Origin of the sequence: Microtetraspora sp. NBRC 16547, from assembly GCF_030268965.1 — a bacterium.
Classification (GTDB): domain Bacteria; phylum Actinomycetota; class Actinomycetes; order Streptosporangiales; family Streptosporangiaceae; genus Microtetraspora.
The window spans coordinates 54147-80499 of sequence record NZ_BSSE01000008.1 but is presented as its reverse complement, the minus strand read 5'-3'; the positions used below and the strand labels follow the sequence as shown (position 1 = coordinate 80499).

Below are 26353 nucleotides of genomic sequence, written 5' to 3'. Positions count from 1 at the left end.
TGGGAGGCGCGGCTCACGAGAGGGGCGGGTAGGCGTTCTTGAGCAGAAACGTGCCGAACCGTCAGGTGGGGCGGATGAGGCCGCGACGGGTGGCGACCGCGACCGCCGCCGTACGGGAGTCCACGTCGAGCTTGGTGTAGATGTGCACGAGATGCGTCTTGACGGTCGTCTCGCTGAGGAACATCCGCTTGCTGATCTGCCGGTTGGACAGGCCCTCCGCAACGTGGCCGAGCACCTCCAGCTCTCTCGGGCTCAGCGTGCCCTCGGGTTCGCGTACGCGGCCGAGCAGCCGGGACGCGACGCTCGGCGCGAGCGCGCTGGCCCCGCTCGCGGCGGACCTGATCGCCGCGTGCAACTCCTCCGAGGGGGCGTCCTTCAGCAGGTAGCCGGTCGCGCCCGCTTCGATGGCCGCGAGGATGTCGGCGTCGGTGTCGAAGGTGGTGAGCACGAGGACGCGGGGCTTCCCCTCCCCCGCGATGATCCGCCGGGTCGCCTCGCTGCCGTGGATGCCGGGGCCGAGCCGCAGGTCCATCAGCACGACGTCCGGCCGCAGCCGCGCCGCCTCGGCGACGCCGTCCTCGCCGCCCGCGGCCTCGCCGACGAGTTCGAAGTCCGGCTGGCCGAGCAGCATGGCGCGGATGCCCGAACGGACCACCGGGTGGTCGTCGACCAGCAGGATCCGGATCGGCGCGCTCATCGGTCCTCCTTCTCGCTCGGCAGCGGCTTCTCGTTCGGCAGCGGCAGCGTCATCACCACGGCCGTTCCCTCGCCCGGGGTGGACTCGACGGCCAGGGTGCCGCCGAGTGCGGCGGCGCGGTCGCGCATGGCACGCAGGCCGTACCCCGTGCCGGGGCCGTCCGCGGGGATGCGCGCCGGGTCGAACCCCCGGCCGTCGTCGAACACGTCCAGCACGACCACGTCGTCCAGGTAGGTGAGGGTCACCCCCGCGTTGTCCGCGCCCGAGTGGCGGCCGACGTTGCCGAGCGCGCCCTGGGCGACCCGCAGCAGGGTCAGATCGTAGGCGGGAGGCAACTCGACCGGGTCGCCGGACACCTCGAACCGCACCCGCGTCGGCGTCCGCGCCGCGGCCGAGTCGCTGATCCTGCGCAGCGCCGCGGCGAGGGAGGAATGCTGCAGGGCGGGTGGCGCCAGACCCCGGACGAAGTTGCGCGCCTCCTCCAGGTTCTCCGCCGCCGCGCGCTCGGCCTCAAGCACCCGCTCCTCGGCGCTCTCCGGCTGGGTGGCGAGGTCGCGGCGGGCGGCCCGGAGCAGCAGGACGATGCTCGACATGCCCTGGGCGAGGGTGTCGTGGATCTCGCGGGCCAGGCGCTCACGCTCGGCCAGCGTGGCGGCGTCGCCCTCGGCGCGCACCAGCTTCTCGCGGGTGCGGACCAGGTCGTCGATCAGGAGCTGCCGCTGCTCGCTCTCGTGGTAGAGCGCCTTGTAGACCAGCGCCATGAGGATCGCCACGGCCGCGCCGATCATCGGTCCGATGACCTGCGGCGGGGTCAGGGTGCCCGCATGCCAGCTCCCCGCCGCGACGGCGGCGGCGGTCAGGACGACAACGCCGGGCACGGCCACGGGCAGGGGCAGCAGGTGGAGGTAGCCGAAGAACAGTGGGAAGGCCAGCCAGACGAAGCTCGGCGCGGCCAGCGCCAGCGCCGCCCATCCCAGGGTCACCAGGAGCAGCCAGATCCGGCCGAGGATCAGGTGCCTGCGCCCTCCGAAGTCGGGCAGCCGCGACTCGGCGAAGAGCCCCACCGCATAGAAGGCGCCCAGCAGGACGCCCCCGGCCACCACGGCCGTACGGTCCTCCTGCACGACGGCGAGCACGAGGAGCACCGCGAAGGTGCCGTGAATGGCCCACCTGAGCAGCCGCAAAGCCGGAGGAAACGGAAAGTCAATCATGTCTCACTCAGCGTAGGTCACCCCACACCCCGGTCTGAATCGTCCGAAAGGTGTATTCAGGTGGAGGAAAGACCCAAGAGCGACCTGCTCGCCGCCCCTGCCAGAGTGGGCGAGTAGCATCCGGAGGTCACACCTATCGCGAATGGGGAATCGTCATGACCGTCAAAGTGACCGTCACCGGCGCGGCCGGCCAGATCGGTTACGCGCTGCTCTTCCGCATCGCCTCGGGCCAGCTCCTGGGCCCGAACACTCCGGTGAAGCTGAGCCTGCTGGAGATCACTCCGGCGCTCAAGGCCGCCGAGGGCACCGCGATGGAGCTGGACGACTGCGCGTTCCCGCTCCTGCGCGGCATCGAGATCTCCGATGACCCCAACAAGGCCTTCGACGGCGCCAGCGTGGCGCTGCTCGTCGGCGCCCGTCCCCGCACCGCGGGCATGGAGCGCGGCGACCTCCTCCAGGCCAACGGCGGCATCTTCGGCCCGCAGGGCAAGGCGATCAACGACCACGCCGCGGATGACATCCGCGTGCTCGTCGTCGGCAACCCGGCCAACACCAACGCTCTCATCGCGCAGTCGGCCGCGCCGGACGTCCCGGCCGAGCGCTTCACCGCGATGACCCGCCTCGACCACAACCGCGCGGTCTCGCAGATCGCCGCCAAGCTCGGCGTCACGGTCTCCGACGTCAAGAAGATGACGATCTGGGGCAACCACTCCGCGACGCAGTACCCCGACCTCTTCCACGCCGAGGCCGGCGGCAAGATCGCCGCCGAGCAGGTGGAGGAGGCGTGGCTGCGCGACACGTTCATCCCGACCGTGGCCAAGCGCGGCGCCGCGATCATCGAGGCCCGGGGCGCCTCCAGCGCCGCCTCCGCCGCCAACGCGGCCATCGACCACGTGTACGACTGGGTCAACGGCACTCCCGAGGGCGACTGGACGTCGGCCTCGATCCCGTCCGACGGCTCGTACGGCGTGCCCGAGGGCCTCATCTCCTCCTTCCCCGTCGTCTCGAAGAACGGCAAGTGGGAGATCGTTCAGGGCCTGGAGATCGACGCGTTCTCGCGCGAGCGCATCGACGCCTCGGTCCGCGAGCTCGTCGAGGAGCGCGACGCCGTCAAGGAGCTCGGCCTCATCTAAGGGTCCCAGCGGAGTCCACAGACCCCCGCCGGTGTGTCACGACACATCGGCGGGGGTCTTCCTGTTTCGCGACACTCTTTCCACTGCTTTCGCGACACTGCGCGGAGGCGCAGTCATTGACACGATTTGCCATTCATGTGACAACGAGTTGAAGTTGATGCGGAGTCGTGACCAACCGGCCGCGGGACCCGCCTGTCTAACCAATGGGAAGAGAGGAGAGGCCCATGAAGACGATGATCCGGCCGGCCGCACGGGTGCCGGCCCGCCGCGCGATCACCGCGCTCGCCGCGGGGACCCTGGGGGCGCTGGCGACGCTGGGGGCGGCAGCCGTGCCGGCCCAGGCGCACACCCGGGCGCACGACATGATCAGGCACGTCTCCGTCAAGGGGTGCGACGACCGCGTGTACGAGAGGGTCCCCTGCGGGCCGTGGCGACTGGGCATGCACAGCGGGAAGACCGCGACGCTGCCCGACGCGCTCGTCTGGCCGCTCGACGCCAAGGGGAAGACGGTGAAGTACATGGCGGCGCCCATCGCGGTCAGCGGTGACGGCCGCTCCGTGGCGTACTTCCGCAAGAGCGACCGCCGGCTCGTCGTGCGCGAGTTGGGCGGGGCGGTCCACGTGATGCCCAAGATCAAGGGGCTGAACATGGAGACGGCCAAGCTCGACCTGTCGCAGGACGGCGGACACCTGCTCGTCGACTACTACAACGGCGCCTACAAGCGGCAGCCGACCCGTGTGTACGCCGTGTCAAACCCCGGCCAGGGTGCGGCCCTGCCCGCCGCGGCCTATAACGCGACCTTCAGCGGCGACGGTGAGACCCTCCTCACCGACTTCGACGCCGACGAGAACACCACCGCCCTGATCACTTACGACACGTCGGGGGCCGAGCTGGCCCGGGTCGACCCGCCCCAGGTCATCGCGAACAACCAGCCCCGCGCGCTGTCCTCCGACGGCCACACCGTCGCCGTCTACGCCGGATCGAGCCTCAAGCTGTACGACATGGCCACCGACCGGCTCATCCGGAGCCTCCGCGTCAAGCTGCCGGGCGGCACCCCGCCCTACATGATCGACTGGACCGGCGAGCAGCAGATCACCCTGCACGTCGACCGGGTGAAGAGCATGTGGATCGGCGAGTTCGACGCCGAGACCGGGGCGAGCAGGGTCCGGGACGCCTACCCGCTGCCCAAGGACGCGTTCGTCTTCGCGGCCTGCGGCGGCGGATGACGGCGACACCCCCGCGAGGAGCGCCACCACGAGCAGCACGCCCACCTCGGAGACGACCGTCAGCCGCTGGGTGAGACCCGCGGGCACCACCCCCGGGTCCAGGCCCACCACCCGCATCGCGTACGGCACCGTCACGAGGAGGAGCGACCCGAACGCGGTCAGGCTCAGGGCGCGGACGAGGCGCGAGCCGGTCCGCCGGGCGACGAGCAGGCCGGCCAGCGGCATGCAGACGAACGCCACGAACGCGGCGTAACGGTGGATCTCACCGGACATCGAGAGGGACATGCCCGGCCGATCGGTCGGGAAGCCCGCGACCAGCAGGATGCAGCCGGCCCAGCCGCCGACCAGCAGCGCCGCCCGGCGGTCCAGGCACGCGAGCCGTACGGCGTGGACGGCGGCCCCCACCGAGAGCAGCGACAGCGAGACGGGGAGCAGCCAGCCGTGCGGGGTGAACACGTAGTCGCTGATCATGTCCCGGAGGGGGTTGAGCTCCGAGAGGAGGTGCAGCAGCACCATCCCCGCCGCACCCGTGATGATCGCCATATATCCCAACACGATGCCCATGACTCATCACTCTGGCCAGGAGATCGACTCCGTCCCATCGGAGATCGACCGGACGCTTCCCCGACCTTTCCCCTAGGAACCCCTAGGGATCTCCGGGGTGATCCTCCGGGTCCGGCCCCGGGGCTGGGCAGTGTGCCTAGTGCCGTGACCGGCAAGGTTTGCCCGGAAGGAGCGGTGTCCAGGGCGGTGCATCGCAAGGCGGAGGAGGAGCTCGTAGCGGAGCCTACGAGCGACGACGACAACGCAGCGAGGTGCCGTCCTGGGCGACGCGACGGGGCAAAGATTGCCGGGAGGGGCACTAGGAAGTGGCCGCCATGTACCACCGGGCGTGGCCGTCGCCCCGCGTCAGCGAGTCGAGCCTGCGCGGCAGCTCCTGCCTGGAGAAGGGGTCGCCTGAGGCGTTGCGGATGTGGATGCCGACGGCGTACATGTCCCTGACTTCCATCAGGGTGCTGTATCCGGGCCAGCTCCGCAGATCCGAGCCGTACGCGTGGGCGAACGCGTCCACCTCGGCGGCGCTCAGGCCGAAGCGGCGCTGCCCGTGATAGGTGTGCACGAGGTCCCACTCGCGCGGCCCCACCGCGACGCCGTCCCAGTCGCACAGGACGACGTGGCCGTCCTGGCAGCGGAGCAGGTTGTCGATCCACGCGTCGCCGTGCAGCAGCACGGGCGGCCCGGTCTCCAGGGCCTGCCAGCCCCAGGTGAGGTGCTCGATCCGGTCGCTGAGCCAGGCCCGCTGGCCCGGGGTCAGCACCTCGGCCCAGTGCTCGACCGCGTGGCGCACCTCGGCCAGCGGGTCGGTGAGCCGGCGCAGCGCCATCGGCGGCACCGGCTCGTGGTGCAGGTTGCGCAGGACCCGGCCGAGCTCGCGCGTGGTCGGGCGGCCCCGCGACCGGACGTACCGCCAGAACGTGACCGCCCGGCCCTCGTGCACGATCGGCTGGCCCGGGATCTCGTCCACCGGACGTACGGTCGGGAAGCCGCGGTCGGCGAGCCACCGGGCGACGGCGAGCACCACGGGCAGCCGGGTCAGCGCGTCCGGGGCGGTCGCGATCCTGACGACCATGTCGCCCATGTCGCCGCGCAGCTTGAACACCGCGTTGCTGCGCAGCCGCATGAGCTGGGCGCCCCGGGCGTCCACCCCGATCCGCCGGCACACGTCCCGCAGCACCGTGTATGCCTCGTCGGACAGGCTGGACGTCGCGGACAGGTTCATAGGGCGAGCCGCGCCGCCGACTCGGCGAGCACCCGGTTCAGATGTCGTACGGCCGGTGTCCGCGGATCGACGTCGGCGAGCAGCGCCCTGGCCCGGGTGACCACGATCGAGGTGCGGTGCTCGGCCGGTACCTGGCTCAGCGCCTCGGCGGCGATCCGGCACGCCTCCTCCCCGTCACCGTGCCTGGCCAGGTGGGACGCCTGGTCCAGCAGGATCAGCGCGGGGTCGATCGTCTGGAAACCCGGCGGGAACGCGTCGATCGTCCGGAGCGGCTGGGCGTCGCCCAGCTCGATCAGTGTCCCGGTGCGGTAGAACATCATCCGCTTCTCGGTGAAGACGAAGGCCAGGTCGTCCTGGCTCAACCCCCGCATCCGGGCGAAGATCTGCTCGGCCTCGGCGAGGGCGATCCTGGCCGCCTTGCCCTTCCCCATGCGGGCCAGGGCGCGGGCCTCGGCCGCCGCCGCGAGCGCCGCCGGCGAGCTCGGCGCCGACCCGGCCAGCATCCGCGCCTCGCGCGCCAGCCGCACGGTCTCGTTGAGGTCGCCGTAGTAGTAGAGCAGCATCGTCTGCTGCGCCCGGACCAGGGCGCGCAGCCGCAGGTCCCCGACGTCGTCGGACGCCGCCCTGGCCGTGCCGTACCAGGCGTGGGCCTGCCGCGTGTCGCCGAGCTTCATCAGCGCGTCGGCCGACAGCAGGGCGAGCATCGTGGTCGCGGTGAGCAGGCGGCGCTGCGAGGAGGACGGCTGCCGCATCACGGTCAGCCTGCGCACGTCGGCGATCTCCAGCATGACCCGGCAGAGCATGGGCATCGGCGGAGTCGTCATGTACTCCCTGCGATAGCGCAGCACCTGCTCGTCCAGCCGGTCGAGCTGGTCCTCGGTGACGGTGCCGGTGGCGAGCGCCCGGTCGAGGTCGTGCCTGGTCCCCTCGACCTCCGCGAAGAACCGGCCGTTCGGCGTCCCCATGAGCTCGGCCTGGTGGAACAGCGCCCGCCGTTCGGTGTCGTCCGCAGCGTCGTCCGCAGTGTCGTCCACCGTGTCGTCGACGCGCACCGCCTCGGCGGGCCGGCCCGCCGCGACCACGACGACCTTCTGCCCGCCCGTGTCCTCGCAGTAGTCCGCGGCCAGGCCGAGCCGTACGGCGTTCGCCTGGTACAGGCGGGCCAGCAGGTCGATGGTCTGGGGGCGTGGCCTGGCCCGGTTGTTCTCCCAGGCGTTCAGCAGGTCGATGCTCGCCCGCGGCAGGCCGAGCGCGTGCCGCTCGCAGAGGTGTTCGAGCTCCTCGATCGCCTGCCGGGCCGACCATCCCCGTGCCAGCCGGTGGGCCTTGAGCATGCTCACGCCGCAGCATCCGTGGATGGCCTGGACCGTCTGCCACGGCGTCCACTGCCGGGCCGCGGCCTGCTCGCGCCAGCGACGAGCGCACGCGGGGGGATGCTCTCCTCGGGCCATGGTCCTGCCCTTCGCTGCTGCATGGAGTGTGTCGCCTGGTTACGGATATTTCCCACACGTTAACCGGCACGCACGCAACCCCTCGCACCGTTATGGGTTCGTGGCCGGGATCCGAGGGTGTTCCACGGATTTCCGGCGAGTTCCCTGGTTATCGCACGGTTTCGCGGATTGCGGCGGATTGCCGCTGGGTCCGCGGAGGTTCACGCTTTCCGGAGAAAGGTCCCGACGTCCCCGGAGAGACCCCATGCAGGCAGATCGCAACGAGGCGATGGACCACCTTGAGCGGCTGGCCGCCCAGCTCGAAGCCCACTCCTTCCAGGTGTGTCTGACCGCGCCGGCCGGGCTCGATCCGCGCCTGCGCGTGGTCAACCCCATGGAGCCCACCATCGCCGAGGACGTGCTGGCTTCGGATACCAACGACGGCGAGTGGTGGTACTGGCTGTCGTGGGCCGGTCGCATCGGGCACGCCTCCGACGTCGTCACCGCCGCCGAGCGCGTCGCCAGCGTCCTGCACGTGATCCGCCGATAGCGAGCCGCTATTCCCCCTTCGCCCGGCCGCACAATCCGCATTTCAGGATGCGCGGACCGGCGGCTATGCCGTGCGGTCGACAGCGGGCGGATTAGTCGCTTATCCTGGGCTAGGTGGGTCTTCGCCTTTACGATACACGCCGTCGCGCGGTCCGCGATTTCACCCCGCGAATTCCGGGAATGGCATCGATTTATCTTTGCGGTCCCACCGTGGTCGTGCCGCCGCATATCGGTCAGATCCGATCACAGGTGAATTTCGACATTCTGCACCGCTGGCTGCGACACAGCGGATACCGGGTCATTTTCTGCCGGAACGTCACCGACATCGAGGACAAGATAATCGGCAGGTCCCTTTCCGAGGGGATCCAGTGGTGGCGGATAACCGACCCCGTCCACCGGTCGTTCGACCGCGCCTACACCGCGCTGGGCTGCCTTCCGCCCAGCGTGGAGCCCCGGGCGACCGGCCACATCCCCGAGATGATCGAGCTCGTGGAGCAGCTTCTCGCGGCGGGCCACGCGTACGAGTCCGATGGCGACGTCTATTTCGAGGTCGATTCCTTCCCGGACTACGGGGCGCTTTCCCGGCAGCGGCCGGATAAAATACGGGTCACCGAGGAGAACGAACACGGAAAGCGCGACCCGCGTGATTTCGCATTGTGGAAGCGGGCGAAGTCGGGCGAGCCGATCTGGCACGCCCCGTGGGGCGACGGGCGTCCCGGATGGCACCTGGAATGCTCCGCCATGGCACGGAAATATCTTGGTCATGAATTCGATATCCACGGCGGCGGAGCGAACCTGATATTTCCGCACCATGAGAACGAACTGGCCCAGTCCCGGGCGGCTGGGGATTCTTTCGCGCGTTTCTGGGTGCACAACGGGCCGGTCACCCACCGCGGCGAGAAGATAAGAAAGCACGCACGCAATCCGCTCGCCGTGCACACCCTCCTCGACCGCGTACGCCCGATGGAACTCCGCTATTACCTGTCCGCCGCCCACTACCGGTCGCCGATGGAATTCTCCCCGGAGGCCGTCGAGGAAGCGGCGACCGCCTACCGGCGGATGGAGAGGTTCGTGCTCCGGGTCGGCACGGCCCCCGGTTCCGAGCTTCCCGCCCAGTTCAGCGCGGCCATGGACGGCGACCTCAACCTGCCCCAGGCCCTGTCGGTCGTACACGCGACGGTCACCGAAGGCCAGGCCGCGCTGAATCACGGCGACCAGGAAAGCGCCGCCGGGAAATGCCGGTCGGTGCGCGCGATGCTGAATGTCCTCGGCCTCGACCCGCTCGCCGACGACCGGCCGAGGGAAACGCGTCTCCACGACGTCGCGAGAGCCGTACTCCGCGTCGTGCGGAATCTCGCCGCGGCCGAAGGCGACCGCGAAAGATCAATGATCATGGAACGGCAGATCGACAGAGCACTCAAGAATCGCCGCGAATCGGCACTTATCCCGTAGTAAAGGCGCCTCCACCCCCGGCACGGCCCGCCACCGCCGCGCCATCCGCCCCGGTTCGCCTTCACCTCCCCCGGGAGGTCGGGGACCTGTCGCCGCCGTTCGGAATGCGATACCTACTAGTGACCATGAACGGGTGATCCTGACGTGTTCTTGGGAATCATGAAACCAAAAGGAGGGCCGGAATGAAGAGCATCCAGATCACCACGCGGCCTCGGCCGCCCAGGCGACCCCAGCCCATCGACCTGCGCACCCCTTCCGGGCGCGTCCTTCCCTTCTGACCATGAGCCTCTGACCCTGAGCTGACGAGCGGCCGCCGCCCGCGCCGCCCGATCCTCATGCTCCGCGAGCCGGCCACGTGCCGGTGGAGGATGGGGACGGCGCTTCACCCGCCGGCCGCGCCGGGCCGAGTTCCAGCGCGCGCACGCTGGCGGCGAGGGCGAGCGGCACCGCGAGCGCGAGCGTCATGGACAGCACCGCGATGCCGGAGTCGCTGGCCAGGGTGCCCACGACGCCGCTCACCAGCGCACCCGCCAGGCCGGCCCGCAGCATCGGAGCGCGGGCGAAGGCCATCGGCAGCGCCCCCGCGGTGACCTTTGCCGGATTGCACCACGCGAACACCAGGAACGCGAGCGCCGCCACCACGATGGGCAGCAGGTTCGCGTTGCCGAACGTGCGCAGCATCGCCTCCAGCTTCTGCTGGATCTGCGGGACCGCGTTGCCGTCCAGCGCCTGGCCGATGAAGCGTCCGAGGTGGGTCTGGTCGGCCGCCGGACGCAGGTGGTCGAGGAAGGCGACGGTCAGGGAGACCGTGGCTCCGCCCGCGCAGATCAACGCCAGACGCGGCGCGGAGAGCCTCCGGCCGGCCACCAGTACCGCCGTGACGACGATCGCGGACACGAAGCCGATGGTGCCGCCGAACTTGCTGCCCACACCCGGCCACGCCTCGAAGGCGACGCAGGCCGCGCCGAGAGCGACCACGGCGGCGACGGCGGCCCGGCGGTGACCGCGGCCGATCAGCCACTGGGCCATGACGGCGCCCAGGAACAGCACGGACGTGGCGAACAGCGCGTTCGGAATGTTACCCATCCCGTAGTAGCGGGCGCCGACCACGCCGGTGTAGCCCATGACGCCGTTGAGCTGGAGGGTCGTGCCGGTGACCAGGTCGGCGACCAGGACGAGGCCCGTGATCGCGGCCACGACGCTCCCCGGCCCGAGCAGCGCCCTCCGCCACGGCCCGGCGAGCGCGACGCAGACGATCGCCGCGTCGAAGGCCAGCGCTCCGGCGACGACGGCGAGCGCGGGCAGCGGGGCCCGCACCCACGGGAACATGTTGACCAGGTAGGTGGAGACCGGCAGCGCGGCCACCGCGAGCGCGGCCGCGCGCAGGACCGATCGGCCGCGCGGGTGGTTGCGGCGCAGCAGCAGGTACGCCGACACGTAGAACAGCACCTGGACGATCGCGAAGCCCGTGAAGAAGGCCCCGGTCATGTCGCGGACGGTCTGGCCGGCGAGGTCCGCCGCCACCAGCTCCCCCACCGCGTCGGCGGCCGGGGCGGCATGACCGGTGCTCGCCGTCCAGGGCAGGCCCATCACCACGCCGGGCGCGCTCAGACCGGCGACCGCGAGCACGGTCGCGGTGATGTCCGGCAGGGTGACCATGTCGTCGCGGCGGGTGGAGTCCGAGCCGACCCGGAGCCCGCCCGCGTCCGTCCGCTCCTGCCCGGCGGCGTCCGTCCGTTCCCGGGGCGTCCGCAGCATGGCGACCCGCAGGTGCGGCGTCCTGTCCCGGTCGCTGAGGCCCGCCACGAGCACCGTCGCGTCCGCCGGCAGCTTCGCCAGGACCTCGCCCACCTCGCGGTCGGCGGCACGCACGGCCTCCGCCCGGAGCGCCGCGGGCACGGACGCCTCGTCGGAGAGCCCGCCGGAGGCGAGGTACGGCCGGACGGCGGCGTCGACGTCGACCGCGATGACCGGGCACCGGCTCCAGCCGTCGGCGGGGAGATCCTCCGGGGTGGCGGCGTACGCGTCCACCCGGCCCGCGTGGTCGGCCAGGGCGAGCGCCGCGCCCGGGCCCACCGCCGTCGTGCACAGGCCCGCGTCGTGGATCGCCTGGCCGAGCCGCCCGGCGGCGTCCGCGTGGGCGTCGGCCCCGAAGGTCCGGCTGACGAGAGCGCCCTGTCCCTGCGCCTGCGGCGCCTCCGGCAGGCACCGCTCCCCCACGCTCGACCGGATGCCTGCGGAGACCGTCAGCCAGCCGTCGGCGGGGCAGGTCGCCGAGCCCACCGCGCGTACGGACAGGGAGCCGATCGCACTCTCGCCCGCCAGCTGCCACAGGTGGGGAGTCGCCTCCCGGTCGAGGTCGCTCCACCGCAGGCCGGGAACCCCGATCAGCGCGACGCGCGCCGCCTGGTCCCTCGACGCCGATGACGTCCCTGACTCCGGCGACGGCGTCCCGGCGTACGCGGCACCCGCCACACCGGCCGGTATCAGGCCGATGAGCAGCAGGACGAGTGCGCGGGTGAGGATCGCGATCGTACGCATGGACGCCGAGCCTAGTGCCGGCGGCCAGCTCGCTCACGCGGGCGGCGGTGACGTAGCCACCGGCAAGGTTTGCCTTTTGCCGGATGGCTAGGGACGGGCGCGGCGGACCAGTTCGTAGCAGCGCTCGAAGCCGTCGAGCACGGCCGGCCAGGAACACGCGACCGGCTCAACCTCGCGGTTGTGCGCGGCGATCGAGGTCCGCAGCCGCTCGTCCCGCACCAGCCGCGCGACCGCCGAGGCGAGCTCGCCGAAGCTCCGGCCGAGCAGGCCCTCCTTGCCCGGACGGACGAAGTCGGCGACCCCGCTCTGGGAGCGCGCGACCACCGGCACCCCCGCCGCCCTCGCCTCCAGGGCAGCCAGCCCGAACGACTCGCGCGGCGCCGGGGCGACGAACACGTCGGCCGAGCCGAGCAGTTCCTTGATCTGGTCCCGGGTGAACCTGCCGGGCAGCGACACCCAGTCCATCCCCTCGGCGCGCAGGTAACGTTCCATCGAGGCGCGCGCGGGGCCCTCCCCCACAATCGTCGCGCGCATCGCGATCCGGGCGGGCACCTTCGCGCGGGCCACCTTGAGCAGCTTGAGCAGGCGCACCGGCTGCTTGCGCGGCGCGAGTCGCCCGACCGCCACCACGTGCACGCCGTCCGCGCCCCCGCCCTCGCCCGCCTCCTTTGGGGCGGCGCTCCCGGGCGCGGTCCGCCAGGCGGCGACGTCCAGGCCGTTGGAGACCACCTGCACCGGGACGCCGGCCCCGGCCACGGCGCGGATGGGCCGGGCCGCCGCCTCGCTGACCGCCGTCACGGCGATGCCCCAGCGCCGCCACTCGAAGGCGGCCTGCAGGCCGAGGTAGAGGCCGGAGGTGACGGGATCCCACATGCTGTGCACCGTCACCACGACCGGCATCCCGGCCCGTACGGCGGCGCGCACGCCCTGCCACGCGAACGGCGAGACGGCGCCCGCGTGGACGTGCACGACGTCGGGCCGCCATCGGGTCATCAGCCGGATCAGGTGCGCGGTGCCCCGGGGGTGCACGGGGAGGTCGAACGGGAGCCCGGCCGTCAGGCGGCGCACTCCCGGGAGAGGCTCTCCGGGGGTCGCGGTCGCGACCTCGACGGTGTGACCCGCCTCTCGTTGCATCCCCACGAGGTCGGCCACCTGCACCTCGATGCCGCCGAGCCGCGGGAGGTAACAGTCACTGATGTGAAGGATCCTCACCAAACCAGACTGGCAGAGGCCGGGACCACCATCAAACCGTCGGTCCCGAGGCGTGGAATCATTGCGCTGTGTCGAGAACCGCGGTCTTCTTTCACGCTCATCCTGACGACGAGGCGCTGCTGACTGCCGGGACGATGGCGATGTTGGCCGCCGAGGGCCACCGGGTGGTGCTGGTGGTGGCGACCGCCGGAGAGCGGGGCCTCGCCGACCTGCCCCACGGCGACGAGCTGGGCAGGGCCCGAATGAGCGAGCTCCAGAAGTCGGCGGCGACGCTCGGGTGCGCGCGCGTCGTCCTGCTCGGGTACGGCGACTCGGGGCTGGCCATCGACGGCGGTGTGGCCGAGGAGCGCCCGGACAACGCGTTCATCGACGCGGACACCGAGGAGGCGGCGCAGCGGCTCGCCGCGGTCCTCAAGGAGGAGAGCGCCGACCTGCTGACCATCTACGACCCGGCCGGCGGGTACGGACATCCCGACCACGTCCAGGTGTACCGCGTCGGCACCCGGGCGGCGGAGATCGCCGGGACCCCCATCGTTCTCGAGGCCACGGTGAACCGCGACCCGCTCCTCAAGGGCGTACGGCTGGCCGCCCGCCTCTATCCCAAGATCGATGTCCGGAGTTTCGAGAGCTCCTACTCGCCGAGCCACGTGATCACACACCGGGTGAACGTCCGCAAGTACGCCCGGGCGAAGCGGGCGTCGATGGCCGCGCACGCCAGCCAGACGACCGGCGGCGACGGCGACCGCACCCTCGGCGTGCTGCTGAAGATCCCCTTCCTGGCGTACCGTCTGATCTTCGGCACGGAATGGTACGTCCGGCGCGACGTCCCGCAGGGGACCCGGCTGCGCCACCCCTTCGACTGATCCTTCCTCCTAGGGGCGGACACGACCCAGGTCTAAGGGGACGCTCCTCCCAAAGAAGGAGTCCCACCACTCGGCATTGCCGCCAGACTGGAACGCGGTCGCCGATGTGTTAGGGAGTTGACGGATGAGCAAGTGGTTGCGGGTCGTGCTGTCGATCGCCTCGCTCGGACTCGCGGCGGCTCTGATCGTCTTCCTCCCGAAGATCGTCGGGACGATGACCGGGGCGAAGGTGTCCTGGTCCGAGATCGGCGGCCTGTTCGGCACGCTGAGCTGGCAGATGGTCCTCCTGATGACGGCGGTCTGGCTGGCCAGCCTGCTGGCGTACACATTCGTGCTCACCGGCTCGCTGCCCGGCCTGACCCACGCCCAGGCGCTCACGCTGAACGCCGCGGGCAGCGCCGTCAGCAACCTGCTGCCCTTCGGAGGCGCGGCGGGTGTGGCGGTGACCTTCGGCATGACGCGCGGGTGGGGGTTCACCACCCGATCGGTCGTGGTGCTGACCCTGGTCAGCGGCATCTGGAACACGCTTTTCCGGTTCATCCTGCCGGCGGCCGGCATCCTCGCGCTGCTGATGTCCGGGCGGGCGCTGAGCCCGGCGGTCGCCGACGCCGGATGGGTGGGGGCGATCTCGATCCTCGTGCTGGTCGCCGTAGTCGCGTCGGCGCTGTACTGGGAGCGCGCGGCCCAGCTGCTCGGCCGCGCCCTCGACGCCCTCGTCCGGCTCGCCCCGCGGCGGATCCGGCCCGCGGAGCACCAGCTCTCCGACGCGCTCTTCCGGCTGCGCAAGGACACGACGGACGTCGTGCACAGCCGCTGGCCGACGCTCTCCCTCGGGATGATCGCCTTCCTCGTCCTCCAGTGGCTGATCCTCGTGCTGTGCCTGCACGGCACCGGCTCCTATCCGGGCCTGGCCGAGTCCGTCGCGGTCTTCGCGCTGTCGCGGGTGCTGACCAGCGCCCTGGCGACGCCGAGCGGGGCCGGTTTCATGGAGGCCGGTACGGCTCTCGCCCTGGTGGCGTTCGGCGCACCGGAAGCGGGGGCGACGGCCGCGGCCATCCTGTTCGGCTTCTGGACGTACACCATCGAGATCCCCTGGGGCGGCCTCGCGCTCGGCGGATGGGCGCTGTTCCGCCGCCGGGCCGGCGACCGGAGACCCGTCAAGGTCGACTGATGTGAACCCCTCAGGGGCAGGGTTTCCCGGGCGTGGACGCGATACTTTGTCCGCGGAGGATGACCGGGCTCGGCAGGCGCGAAACGAGGCCGTTGCTGCGAGCGACCCCCCGGCGCAGGCGACCATGACCACAGTGGCATTCCGGGTACTTGGACCGGTCGAAGCGTACGACGGCGGTCGGGAGCTCGACCTCGGCGGGTTGCGCCAGCGCGCCGTCCTCGCCCGCCTCCTGGTCGCCCGCGGCCAGGTCGTTCCGGTCGACACGCTGCTCTTCGACCTGTGGGACGACGCGCGGGGCGCCCAGTCCGGGCTCCAGGTCTACATCTCGCGGCTGCGCCGCGTCATCGAACCCGACCGGCCGCGCGGCGGACCGACCCGGCTGCTGGTGACCGTGGCGTCCGGGTACGCGCTGCGCGCCGCCCCCGAGCAGGTGGACGCGCTCCGCTTCGAGGCGACCGTACGGTCCGCCGGGGAACGGCTGGAGGAGAACCCGTCGTCCGCCAGGGCCCGGCTGGAGTCCGCGCTCGGCCTGTGGCAGGGCACGCCGTACTCCGACTTCGCCGAGCAGCCGTGGGCGGAGGCCGAGGTCGCGCGGCTGAGCGAGCTGCGACTGGTGGCGCGGGAGCGGTACGCCGACTCGGGACTGCGGATGGGCCTGCACGCCGAGACCGTCCCCGACCTGGAGGGGCTGACCGCGGAGCACCCGCTCCGCGAGGAGGGCTGGCGGCTGCTCGCCCTGGCCCTCTACCGCTGCGGCAGGCAGGGGGACGCGCTGGCCGCGCTCCGCCGGGCGCGGGCCGTGCTCTCCGACGAGCTGGGCATCGACCCCGGGCCGGCGCTGCGGAAGATGGAGGCCGACATCCTGGCGCAGGATCCCGGTCTGGACCTGGCGCCGTCGGCCCAGCGCCGGGTCCAGGAGGTGACCTCGTCCTGGCCGCCGCGACCCGTCGAGGCCGGGACCGTTCCCCCGCTCGAACCCGAGCCGTTCGTGGGGCGTGACGGCGAGCTGGCCACGCTCGCCGCGGCTGCGCCGCGCGCGCAGGCGGGCCGGTTCACGGTCGCGCTCATCGGCGGGGACGCGGGCGCCGGCAAGACCACGCTGCTCCGGCAGCTCGCCGCGCGGCTCGACGGCTGGGTCAGCGCCGCGGGCGGCTGTCCCGACAGCAGCGCGACGCCGCCGGGCTGGGCCTGGGTCGAGGTGCTCCGGACGCTGATCGCGCGAAGGGGCGCGGGCGAGTACGCCGCGCTGCTCGCGCCGCTGCTCGACGACACCGCGCCGGACACCGCCGACGACGAGGCGTCCGGCGGGTTCCGACTGCACCGCGCGGTCGGCGGCTACCTCTCCGCGGTCGCCCGCGAGGCGCCGCTGCTGATCACCCTTGAGGACCTGCACTGGGCCGACGAGCAGACGCTCGCGCTGCTACGCGCCCTGCCCAGCCTGCTGGCCGCCAGCCGGGTCCTGCTCGTGGTCACCTGCCGCGAGGGCGAGCTGAACGACCGGCAGCAGGACGTCCTGGCCGCGCTCGCCCGGCTGGCCCCCGTACGCGTCGGGCTGGACGGGCTGGACGACGCGTCGGTCGCCGAGCTGGTCCGGGCGACGTGCGTGCGCGACGTGGACGAGGAGGTCGTGGCCGCGATCGTCGAGCGGACCGGCGGCAACCCGTTCTTCGTCAAGGAGACGGTGCGGCTGTTCGAGGCCGAGGCGGACCTCTCGCAGGTGCCGTCCGGCGTGCGCGACGTGCTCCGCCGCCGGGTCGCCCGGCTGCCCGAGCGGGCGCAGCAGGTCCTGCTGCAGGCCGCGGTGATCGGCCGTGACGTGGACGTGGACGTGCTGGTGGACGTCTCCGGCGCCGAGGACGCGGTGGTGGACGCGGTCGAGGCCGGCCTGCTGGCGGGCCTGGTGACCGAGCCGGGTCCCGGGCTGCTCAGGTTCGACCACGACCTGGTGCGGGACACCATCTACTCCGACGCCTCGCGGCTGCGCAGGTCGCGGCTGCACGCCGCGGTCGCCTCGGTGATCGAGCGGCGCGCGCCCGCCGACGTGGCCGCGCTGGCCCACCACTACGAGGCCGCGGGCACCGTGGAGACGGCGGCGAAGGCGGAACGCTACGCGGGCCTGGCGGCGGAGCAGGCCGAGCGCCGCTTCGCGCACCGCGAGGCGGCGTCGCTGTGGCAGCGGGCCATCGCGGCGTTCGACCGGGCCCGCTCCGGAGGCGTAAAGGAGCGACTGGAGCTCCAGCTCAGGATGATCAGGGCGCTGGCGCTGTGCGGCGACATGACCGCGGCGCGGGCGCACCGCCGGGAGGCGATGGACGTCGCGCTGCCGCTCGGCGACCTGGAGCTGACCGCGCGGGTCGCGGCGGCGCTGGCCGTCCCGCACAAGGGCATCGCGCGTGACTTCACCCGGACCGCGTGGGAGATCGTCGACGTCACCGAGAAGGCGCTGGTCGAGCTCCCGGCCGGGGAGCAGTCCCTGCGCGCGAGCCTGCTGGCCACGCTGGCGCTCGAACTGGAGGGCTCCGCGACGCAGCGCGGCTACCAGGCGTCGCTGGAGGCCGAGGAGCTGGCGCGGTCGAGCGGCGACCCCGCGCTGCTCGCGACGGCGTTGAGCGGCCGGCTCCGCCAGTCGTACACCATGACCCAGGTGGACGAGCGGGAGACCATCGGCCGCGAGCTGCTGCGCGTCGGCGCCGAGTCCGGGCAGATCTCGGTGCGGACACTGGCGCACCTGGTCCTGCTGGAGTGCGCGGCGGCCCGCGGCGACTTCGCCGAGGCCGACTCCCATCTGGCGCAGGCCGAGCGGCTGGGACGGCAGTACGACCTGCCCGCTCCCGCCGCCGTGGGCGCCTGGTACGCGGGACAGCGCCTGATGATCACCGGCGACTACGCCGGGGCGGAGCGCGCCTACCGGAACGCGGCCCGGCTGACCGCGCGGGCGGGGATGCTGGAGGGCCGCCAGGACCTGCCGCTGATCGCCACGTTCTGCCTGCACCTCGTCGACGGACGCGCGGCCGAGATGGTCGAGCCGCTCGGGGAGGCGCATCTGCGAGGGGCGAAGTGGACCCCCGACGCGTACGCCCTGGCCCTCGCCGCGGCCGGGCATCTGAAAGACGCGCGGGCCGTCGCCACGTCCCGGGAACCGGTCAGAACCGACTTCCTGTACGAGCTGGCCCTGATCTGGCGGGCCCTCGCGGGCATGCTCCTCTCCGACACGGCCCGGATGCGGGAGGCGTACGAGCGGCTCGTGCCCTTCCGGGACAGGATCGCGGGAGCCGGCACGGGCGTGGTCGCGCTCTGGCCGGTGGCCCGGACCCTGGGCGATCTCGCCGTACGGCTCGGCCTGCCCGCGCGGGAGCACTACGAGAACGCGCTGGCCGTCGCGGAACGGGTGGGCGTCGAACGGTGGGTGTCCGAGGCCAGGGCGGCCCTATAGGCCTGTAAGGTAAGCCTGTCCTAAGCGAGATGTCCCAGAAGGGGTGGAAATGCCGGATCCGATGTCCGCCTCGCTCCTGGGCCTGCCCTTCTGGATCGTCGTCGCGATCGGCGTCGTGGCGCTGTTCGGCGTGTTCCAGGTCTACTACTGGGTCGGCCACAGACTCGGCCAGGCGCTCTACCGGTCGCGGCTCGGCAGGAAGATCGGCCAGGAGCGCATCCTCAAGGTCGAGAACGTCGTGCGCCGTTGGGGCGCGCTCGCCGTCTACGGCTGCTTCTGGGTGCCCGGCCTGCGACACTCCCTGCCCTGGGTGGCCGGGGTGCTCCGGATCGACTACCGGTGGTATCTCGTCGCCAGCGCCCTCGGCTGCCTGACGTGGGCGCCGATCACGGCGTTCGGGCTCTACGCCCTCCTGTGGGGGTGGCTCAAGCTCGCCGCCGGCTCCCCGCTCATCGCGATCGGCATCGCCGCGGTCGTGGTCGGCGCGATCGCCGCGTTCGTCATTTGGCGTCGTCGGCGCGCCAACGCGTGATCGTGTCATCATGTCGGGATGCGTATCGGGCTGATCGGCGCGCTGTCGGCCGCCGTCCTGGCATTCGGATCGGTCGGGCCGGCCGCCGCCACCGCGTCCGCCATCCCCTCCACCGCCTCCAGCGTCACCGCCTCCAGCGTCACCGTCCCCATGGGGATCCCCGCCGCCGCGACCGTGCGGGACGCGCCCACGGTGACCGCCCGCGCCGCGTACCTCGTGGACACGACGGCGGAAACGGTCCCGTTCGCCAAGCGCGACACGCGCCGCGTCCCGGTGGCCAGCCTCACCAAGGTCATGACGGCCTATGTGGTGCGCCAGGAGGCGTCACTCGACGACGTCATCACGATCACGGCCGCCGACGTCATGCACGCCGTCACGGGCGGCGCGACCAGCGGCGGCCTGCGGCCCGGTGAGCGGCTGACGGTTCGGGAGCTGCTCTACGCCCTGATGCTGCCCTCGGGGGCGGACGCCTCACACGCGCTGGCCGAGCGGTACGGCCCCGGCACCCGCGGCTTCGTCGACAAGATGAACGCCGCCGCCGCGAAGCTCGGCCTGAGGGACACTCGGTACGCCAACCCGGACGGTCTGCCCGCGAAGGGCGGCTACTCCACGGCCAGGGACCAGGTCGCCCTCGCCCGGATCGCGCTGGACGACCCGGTGATCGCCGTGATCGCGAAGAAGCGCACGCACACGGTGGCCGCGTCGAAGGTCCACCGCGCGCACGTCTGGCGCAACACGAACACGCTCCTCGGGTACGGCGCGATCGGGCTGAAGACGGGATACACCGCGGCCGCCGGGTTCTGCCTCACCTTCGCCGCGGTTCGGAACGAGCACACGTTCGTCGGCGTGGTCCTGGGCGAGGCCAGCGAGGCCAGCCGCCTCGCCACCGCACGCAAGCTCCTCGACTGGGCCGGCGAGGAGGTCTCGGACGCCTGAGCGCCGGCCCGCGCCGGTCGTGGAGACCCGCGACCGTCAGCCGGTCAGTGACCGGGGGCCGCGAGGAGATAGCAGGCGATCGCGGCCGCCGCGGCGACGTTGAGCGAGTCGACCTCCCTGCTCATCGGGATCCGTACGGCCTGGTCGGCCTCGGCCAGCCAGCGTGAGGACAGCCCGTCGCCCTCGGAGCCGAGCAGCAGCGCGTTCCGCCCGCCGGTGAGCGCCTCCTCGATCGGGATGGCGCTCTCGGCCGGGGTGAGCGCGAGCAGCCGGAACCCGTGGTCGCGGAGCTCCTCCAGGCCGTCGTGCCAGTCCTTCAGCCGCGCGTACGGCACGGAGAAGACGGAGCCCATCGACACCTTGACCGACCGGCGGTAGAGCGGGTCGGCGCATCGCGGCGACAGCACGATGGCGTCCACGCCGAGCGCGGCGGCGCAGCGGAAAATCGCGCCGACGTTGGTGTGATCAACCAAATCCTCCAGCACGACGACGTGCCGGGCGCCGCGCAGCACCTCGGCGACCGAGGGAAGCTCGCGCCGCTCCATCGAGGCGAGCGCGCCGCGGTGCACCTGGAAGCCGGTGATCCCCTCCATGACCTCGTCAGAGACCAGGTAGACGGTGACGTCCCCCGTGTCGCCGCCGGTGAGGTCGGCGAGCCGGTCCAGCCACTTGGCCGTCATCAGCATGGACCGGACCGGATGCCCGGCCGCGACCGCGCGGCGGATGACCTTCTCCCCCTCGGCGAGGAACAGGCCCCGGCCGCCTTCGAGGCTCTTGCGCAGATCGACATCGCGCAGCCGTACGTAGTCGGCGATGCGGGGATCCGCGGCGTCTTCGACGGGAATGACCACCCGCCAAGGGTACGGCGCGCGGCGCGCGATCCGCCCATTTTCCATCACCTACGGTGATCATCCCAGCAAGATGAGTATTTTGCCGCCTTAATCCTTACCAGTAGTGTTCCGTAAGCATTACCCAGGATCTCCCCTGAAAAGAGGACACCGTGGGCGGACGCCACCGCACAGACGAAACCGACGGCGGGTACGGCCCGCGCGAGCCGCGCCGCCGCCGCGCGAGCCGCGGCAAGGTGTTCGCACCCCTGGCGGGCGCGGTCGCACTCGCCGTTCTGTGCGGCGTGGCCGTGTACGTCGTGGTCAACAAGGACGAGGGCTGCGGCGGGGACAAGATCGGGCTCTCGGTGGTGGCCTCGCCGGACATCGAGCCGGCCATCGCCAAGGTGGCGGAGAAGTTCGGGAAGTCGGGCCGGACGGCGGGCGGCACGTGCGTCACCGTCTCGGTGAAGGCGGCGCAGTCGGCCGGGATCGCCAACGCGATGTCCAGCAGCGACCCCACCTCGGGGAAGGTCGATCCGGACGTCTGGGTCCCCGACTCCAGCCTGTGGCTGTCCGGCGCCGGCCTGGCCAAGGCGGGGCTGAAGGCATCCGGCAGCGCGGCGCGCTCCCCCGTCGTCCTCACCGCGTCCAAGACGGGGGCGGAGAAGCTCCAGGCGGCGTTCAGCCCGGCGAGCTGGACCGGCCTGTTGAGCGCCGCGAACGCCGCCAACCCCGACGGGCTGGCGAAGAAGGTCCGGGTGCTCGCGCTCGACCCGGCGCAGAACGCCGCCGGGCTCGGCGCGCTGCTCGCGGGCTCCTCCGTGCTGAAGGCGGGGGGCGGCAACGAGGAGCTGCTCGTGGGGGTGCTGCGCCAGCTCTCCGAGTCCACGGTCTCCTCGCCGGACAGCCTGTTCGCCACGCTCACCAAGGCGGCCGCGCGCATCCCGGTCGGCGTCGCCTCCGAGCAGTCCGTGTGGGCGTTCAACACGACGTCCCATCCGTCGGACCCGGCCGTCGCGCTCTATCCGGCCGAGGGCACCCTCAGCCTCGACTATCCGATCGTGATCACGTCCAAGGACCCGGCGGTGCGCGAGGCGGCCCATGCCTTCAGCACCGAGCTGACCTCGGCGTCGGGCCAGAAGATCGTGCAGGACCACGGCTTCCGCACGCCGCAGGGGAAGGGCGGTGGCGCGCTCGCCCCGGAGAACGGCGTCAACGCCAAGAATCCGGCCGAGCTGGCGCTCCCGGACGGCGCGTCGATCACCAAGCTGACCCAGGCGTGGCACCAGATCAAGCTGGGCACGAAGCTCCTCGCCCTGGTCGACATCTCCGGCACCATGGCCCTGCCCGCCGACAGCACGGGCGTGAGCCGCATGCGGGCCATCGGCAACGTCGCCATCGAGGGGCTGAAGCTGTTCCCGGACAAGGCCGAGGTGGGCACCTGGGCCTTCTCCGACAACCTCCGCGGCCAGGGCGTGGACTGGAAGGAAGTCGTGCCGATCGGGCCGCTCGCCCAGCAGATCGACGGCGTCACCCGGCGGGAACTCATCGCCCAGGCGATGCGGGACGTCCAGGCGATCCCGACGGGCAACACCGGCCTGAACGACACCCTGTGGGCCGCCTACCAGAAGATGACCAAGGACTACCAGGCGGACAAGGTCAACACGATCATCCTCTTCACGGACGGCGTCGGGAACGACGACCCCAACGGCGGGATCTCCAACCCCGGGATCCTGAAGAGGCTGAAGGAGGCCTACGACCCCAAGCGGCCGGTGAACATCCTGATCATCTCGTTCAACACCAACAAGGACGAGGACCGGGCGCAGATGACGGCGATCGCCAAGGCCACGGGAGGCGCGGCGTACTTCCCGCAGACCGTCCTGGAGATCCGCAACATCTTCCTGAAGGGGATCGCCCGGCGGCTGTGCGCGCCCAACTGCGGCGGCGCCCAGCCGTAGGGCGTGCGCCCGGTCCTCGGTCCTCATCCGATCAGAAGGCCAGACTCTGCCAGGTGGCCGCTTCGGCCGCGGTCAGCGCACGGGCGAAGATCGCCATCCGGTCCACGGCTCCGGACAGCCGCTGGCCGCCGCCCTGGTCGGCCGCGAACCGCAGCGGGCGCGTGGCGCACCCCATGATCCCATCGGCCGGGACCGAGGCACCGCCCACCCGGGCGCCGTCCACGTAGACGGTGACCGCGCCGTCGCGGCCCATCGTGACCACCAGATCGAGGTACCGCCCGGACGGCACGACCGCGTCGGTGATGACGTTCAGCCCGGCGCCGATGAAGCGCACCCTGTTGTCCGGAGTCAGATCGACGAGAACGCCGTCGGTGCCGGGGTTGCCGGACGGCTGCGAGTCGAACAGCCGCCGGTAGCCGGACGGCGCGGCCACCTTCACCCGGGCCGCGAACGTCGCCTCGCGCAGGAAGCCCAGCGTCGTCGGCGCCGTCGTCAGGTAGGTGGACCCGCCGAGCACGAGGCCGCCGTCCGCGTCGTAGGCGGCCGGGCCGGTGATGGTCGCGTCCCTGCCGTTTCCGGAGAGGTCGGCGACGGTCGTGCCGGAGGACGGGTCCCAGGCGACGAGGGGCGTCGCGGCGGACGGGACCACGCAGGGGGCCACCGCGAGCGCGGCCGTCCCGCTCGCCGACCAGCCGGATCCTCCGGTGAGCGTCGCGGCGATCCGCGCGACGCGCGATCCGTCGGCCGGCCCGGCCGTGACGGTGAACGTCTCGGTGCGGGTACGGCCGGGCGGCACAGCCGGGAGGTGACGCGAGGCGGGCTCGGCCGTCCAGCCCTCCGGCATACGCAGGGTGAGGTCGCCGGCGGGCACGGCGCGCTTGCCGGTCGCCGCGACGGTGACCTCCACGGGGAACGACGAGCCGGGTCCGGCCTCGGCGGGCGCCTTGACCGTGACGCGCGCGCCGGCCGCCACACGGTAGACGCCGCCGGCCTCCGCGGTGAAGGTGACCGCCGCGCCGTCACGGGTGTGCCGGACGGTGTGTCCCTGGTCGTCCACCAGGCGGTAGGGGCCGCTGAAGACCGCGTTGCGCACAGTCAGCGGACCCGCGGAGCCCGCCCGCAGGACGATCTCCGATACCGCTCCGTCCTTCCACGAGGCGTCGACGGTCACGTTGCCGCGGGCCCGCAGCCCGGCGTACGAGCCGGTCGGCCAGGCCGCGGGCAGCGCGGGCAGAACGTCGACGACGGAGTGCTGGCTCTGCAGCAACATCTCGGCGATGCCCGAGGTGGCGCCGAAGTTGCCGTCGATCTGGAACGGCGGGTGCGTGTCCCAGAGGTTGTCCAGCGTCGAGCTCTTCAGCTGCTCGCTGAGCATCTTGTGGGCGTGGTCGCCGTCGAGCAGCCGCGCCCAGAAGTTGATCTTCCATGCCTTGGACCAGCCGGTGCCGCCGTCGCCGCGCGCGGTCAGCGAGACCTTGGCCGCCTCGGCCTCCGGGGTGCCCACGACGATCTGGTTGCCCGGGTGCAGCGCGAACAGGTGGGAGACGTGCCGGTGGTCGTTGGTCGGAGAATCCCAGTCGGTCTTCCACTCCTGGAGCTGGCCCCAGGAGCCGATCCGGATGCCCGGGTCGAGCTTGGCCAGCGCGGCGCTCACCTCGTCCTGGAAGTCCTGGTCCAGATCGAGCTTCTTGGCGGCGGCGAGGGCGTTGGTGAGCGCCTCGCGCACGATCTGCTGCGACATCGAGGCGCCGGCGGAGAAGTCGCCCTGCTCCGGCGAGTAGCTCGGCGACACGACCAGCTTGCCGTCGCGCGGGTCGGTGTGCAGGAAGTCCAGCCAGAACTCGGCGGCACCCTTGATCACCGGATAGGCGGTGTTCCTCAGGTAGTCCACGTCACCGGTGAACCGGTAGCGGTCGTACAGGTGCTGCGTGGTCCAGGCCGCGGCCTCGGGGAACCAGAACGAAGAGGCATAGTTGTGGACGCCGGTGAAGCCGAACGGGTTGGTCTCGTTGTTGACGACCCAGCCGCGGGCGCCGTACATGTCCTGTGCGGTCTTGCGGCCGGGGGCGACCAGGGCGGAGACGAACAGGTCGTACGGCTGGGTGGTCTCATCCAGGTTCGTCTGCTCGGCCAGCCAGTAGTTCATCTGCAGGTTGATGTTGACGTGATAGTCGGCCGACCAGGGCGGGTTGGTCGAGTTGTTCCACACGCCCTGCAGGTTGGCGGGCAGGAGGTCGCCCTCGCGTGAGGAGGAGATCAGCAGGTACCGGCCGTAGGCGAAGAACATCGCCTCCAGCGCGCGGTCGTCGGCCGAGCCGCCGCCGGTGTAGTCGCGCCGGAGCTGGTCGGTCGGCACCCTTGGGGTGCCCTGCCCGAGGTCCAGCTTCACCCGGTCGAACAGCTTCCGGTAGTCGGCCAGGTGGGCCTGCCTGAGCTGGTCGTAGCTCTGGCCGGCCGCGGCGTCCACGGCAGCGGTGACCTTGGCGTGCGGGTCCTCGCCGCGGTAGGCGGGGTAGGCGTCGGAGTAGTCGGTGCCGGCTGACAGCACGAACACCGCGCTGTCCGCGCCGGTGACGGTGATCTTGTCCCCGGCGTCGGTACGGGTGCCGCCCTGGCTGACCACCTGCACCTGGGACTCGAACTTCATCTTGTTGTCGGCCAGGGCGCCGCGAATGGTGAGCCGGCCGTCGGCGGCGGTGACGGTCTTGTCGTTGCGCGGCGAGGTGTGCCGCAGCGTGAAGGAGACCTTGCCGCCCTGATCGGCGGAGAGGCGGCCGACGATCACGTTGCCGGGGTGGCTGGCGAAGTACTCACGAGAGTACGTGACGCCCTCAGCGGTGTAGGCGACCCGGGCCACGGCCTCACCCAGGCTCAGCTCGCGCCGGTAGCCGGTGGGGTTCTGCGGCGCGCCCGCGATGTCCAGGTAGAGGTCGCCGAAGGTCTGGTAGGCGCCGAAGCCGGTCTTGGGCTGTCCCAGCTTGGCCGCCACCGCGCCCGGCGACATCTTGCCGTCGCGGTCGATCTGCTGCTGGACCTCCGCGATGGCGTTCGGCCGCGGGGTCTTCCAGTTGCCGAAGTCGTAGTTCGGCGAGCCGGGACCACCGGTCCACAGGGTCTTCTCGTTGAACTGGATCTGCTCGGCGGCCACGCCACCGAAGATCTTGGCCCCCAGCGGACCGTTGCCGATGGGCAACGCCTGGGTCTCCCAGTTGGTGGCGGGCTTGTCGTACCAGAGGGTCAACTCATCGGGTGTCTGCTCGGCGGGTGCGGACGCCTGTCCGGCACGGGCCGGACCGGCCGCTCCGATCATTCCGGCGACCAGGGCGAACGCGGACAGGAAGGTAAGGCCTAAGCGTCGTTTGGGACGGACATGCACGGAAACCTCCGACGATCGGTCGA

Annotated in this window: 18 protein-coding genes and 1 pseudogene; 10 read left to right on the top strand and 9 right to left on the bottom strand. The window is 71.8% G+C overall.

Annotated features, from left to right (window positions below; translation table 11 throughout):
* Positions 1 to 61 precede the first annotated feature (61 nt).
* Together QSK17_RS14035 and QSK17_RS14030 are read right to left on the bottom strand one after the other, a co-directional pair.
* Entirely contained in the window at positions 62 to 697 is a 636-nt protein-coding gene (locus QSK17_RS14035) for a response regulator (RefSeq protein ID WP_285705130.1), read from the bottom strand.
* Positions 694 to 1908, bottom strand: coding sequence for a sensor histidine kinase (locus tag QSK17_RS14030; RefSeq protein WP_285705129.1), 1215 nt, complete (start codon positions 1906 to 1908; stop codon positions 694 to 696). The genes QSK17_RS14035 and QSK17_RS14030 overlap by 4 nt, the downstream gene beginning before the upstream one ends.
* Before the next feature lie 155 nt (positions 1909 to 2063).
* Between QSK17_RS14030 and QSK17_RS14025 the strand changes: the two genes are divergently transcribed.
* Together QSK17_RS14025 and QSK17_RS14020 are read left to right on the top strand one after the other, a co-directional pair.
* Entirely contained in the window at positions 2064 to 3041 is a 978-nt protein-coding gene (locus tag QSK17_RS14025; RefSeq protein WP_285705128.1) for a malate dehydrogenase, read from the top strand.
* 224 nt (positions 3042 to 3265) lie between these two features.
* Positions 3266 to 4267 (top strand): hypothetical protein, encoded by a 1002-nt coding sequence (locus tag QSK17_RS14020; protein ID WP_285705127.1) that lies wholly within the window; start codon positions 3266 to 3268, stop codon positions 4265 to 4267.
* A gap of 78 nt (positions 4268 to 4345) precedes the next feature.
* Here QSK17_RS14020 and QSK17_RS36145 read toward each other — a convergent pair.
* The 3 genes and pseudogenes from QSK17_RS36145 to QSK17_RS14000 all read right to left on the bottom strand — a co-directional run.
* Positions 4346 to 4783 (bottom strand): annotated as a pseudogene (locus QSK17_RS36145) (DUF998 domain-containing protein); the annotation flags it as partial.
* Between the two features lie 346 nt (positions 4784 to 5129).
* Positions 5130 to 6047, bottom strand: coding sequence for a phosphotransferase enzyme family protein (locus QSK17_RS14005; RefSeq protein WP_285705124.1), 918 nt, complete (start codon positions 6045 to 6047; stop codon positions 5130 to 5132).
* Positions 6044 to 7498 (bottom strand): helix-turn-helix domain-containing protein, encoded by a 1455-nt coding sequence (locus QSK17_RS14000; protein WP_285705123.1) that lies wholly within the window; start codon positions 7496 to 7498, stop codon positions 6044 to 6046. Before QSK17_RS14000 ends, QSK17_RS14005 begins: the two co-directional genes overlap by 4 nt.
* A gap of 244 nt (positions 7499 to 7742) precedes the next feature.
* Here QSK17_RS14000 and QSK17_RS13995 point away from each other — a divergent pair, with 244 nt between their 5' ends.
* Complete coding sequence (locus QSK17_RS13995; RefSeq protein ID WP_285705122.1) at positions 7743 to 8027, top strand: hypothetical protein; 285 nt, start codon at positions 7743 to 7745, stop codon at positions 8025 to 8027.
* 113 nt (positions 8028 to 8140) lie between these two features.
* Positions 8141 to 9478, top strand: coding sequence for a cysteine--tRNA ligase (gene cysS / locus QSK17_RS13990; protein WP_285705121.1), 1338 nt, complete (start codon positions 8141 to 8143; stop codon positions 9476 to 9478).
* 333 nt (positions 9479 to 9811) lie between these two features.
* On the opposite strand, the gene QSK17_RS13985 is transcribed toward cysS, so the two are convergent.
* The gene (locus QSK17_RS13985; protein WP_285705120.1) at positions 9812 to 12019 is read right to left on the bottom strand and encodes a hypothetical protein; all 2208 of its coding nucleotides are present in this window, start codon (positions 12017 to 12019) and stop codon (positions 9812 to 9814) included.
* Between the two features lie 87 nt (positions 12020 to 12106).
* Complete coding sequence (locus QSK17_RS13980) at positions 12107 to 13231, bottom strand: glycosyltransferase family 4 protein (RefSeq protein ID WP_285705119.1); 1125 nt, start codon at positions 13229 to 13231, stop codon at positions 12107 to 12109.
* 68 nt (positions 13232 to 13299) lie between these two features.
* On the opposite strand from QSK17_RS13980, the gene QSK17_RS13975 reads away from it, so the two are divergent.
* The 5 genes from QSK17_RS13975 (at position 13300) to QSK17_RS13955 (ending at position 20166) form a co-directional block, all read left to right on the top strand.
* Complete coding sequence (locus tag QSK17_RS13975; protein ID WP_285705118.1) at positions 13300 to 14094, top strand: PIG-L deacetylase family protein; 795 nt, start codon at positions 13300 to 13302, stop codon at positions 14092 to 14094.
* Between the two features lie 124 nt (positions 14095 to 14218).
* The gene (locus QSK17_RS13970) at positions 14219 to 15265 is read left to right on the top strand and encodes a lysylphosphatidylglycerol synthase domain-containing protein (RefSeq protein WP_285705117.1); all 1047 of its coding nucleotides are present in this window, start codon (positions 14219 to 14221) and stop codon (positions 15263 to 15265) included.
* A 124-nt stretch (positions 15266 to 15389) separates the two neighbouring features.
* Positions 15390 to 18698, top strand: coding sequence for an ATP-binding protein (locus tag QSK17_RS13965; RefSeq protein ID WP_285705116.1), 3309 nt, complete (start codon positions 15390 to 15392; stop codon positions 18696 to 18698).
* Positions 18699 to 18747: 49 nt separating this feature from the next.
* A complete protein-coding gene (locus QSK17_RS13960) occupies positions 18748 to 19230 on the top strand; it encodes a DedA family protein (protein WP_285705115.1) in 483 nt (160 codons plus the stop codon).
* Positions 19231 to 19248: 18 nt separating this feature from the next.
* The gene (locus QSK17_RS13955; RefSeq protein WP_285705114.1) at positions 19249 to 20166 is read left to right on the top strand and encodes a D-alanyl-D-alanine carboxypeptidase family protein; all 918 of its coding nucleotides are present in this window, start codon (positions 19249 to 19251) and stop codon (positions 20164 to 20166) included.
* Between the two features lie 44 nt (positions 20167 to 20210).
* Here the strand turns inward: QSK17_RS13955 and QSK17_RS13950 are convergent, their stop codons facing one another.
* Positions 20211 to 21017, bottom strand: a complete 807-nt coding sequence (locus QSK17_RS13950; RefSeq protein ID WP_285705113.1) for a TrmH family RNA methyltransferase — start codon at positions 21015 to 21017, stop codon at positions 20211 to 20213.
* A gap of 149 nt (positions 21018 to 21166) precedes the next feature.
* Here QSK17_RS13950 and QSK17_RS13945 point away from each other — a divergent pair, with 149 nt between their 5' ends.
* The gene (locus QSK17_RS13945; protein WP_285705112.1) at positions 21167 to 22954 is read left to right on the top strand and encodes a substrate-binding and VWA domain-containing protein; all 1788 of its coding nucleotides are present in this window, start codon (positions 21167 to 21169) and stop codon (positions 22952 to 22954) included.
* Positions 22955 to 22985: 31 nt separating this feature from the next.
* Here QSK17_RS13945 and QSK17_RS13940 read toward each other — a convergent pair whose 3' ends face one another.
* Complete coding sequence (locus QSK17_RS13940; protein ID WP_285705111.1) at positions 22986 to 26330, bottom strand: glycosyl hydrolase family 95 catalytic domain-containing protein; 3345 nt, start codon at positions 26328 to 26330, stop codon at positions 22986 to 22988.
* Between the last annotated feature and the right edge of the window lie 23 nt (positions 26331 to 26353).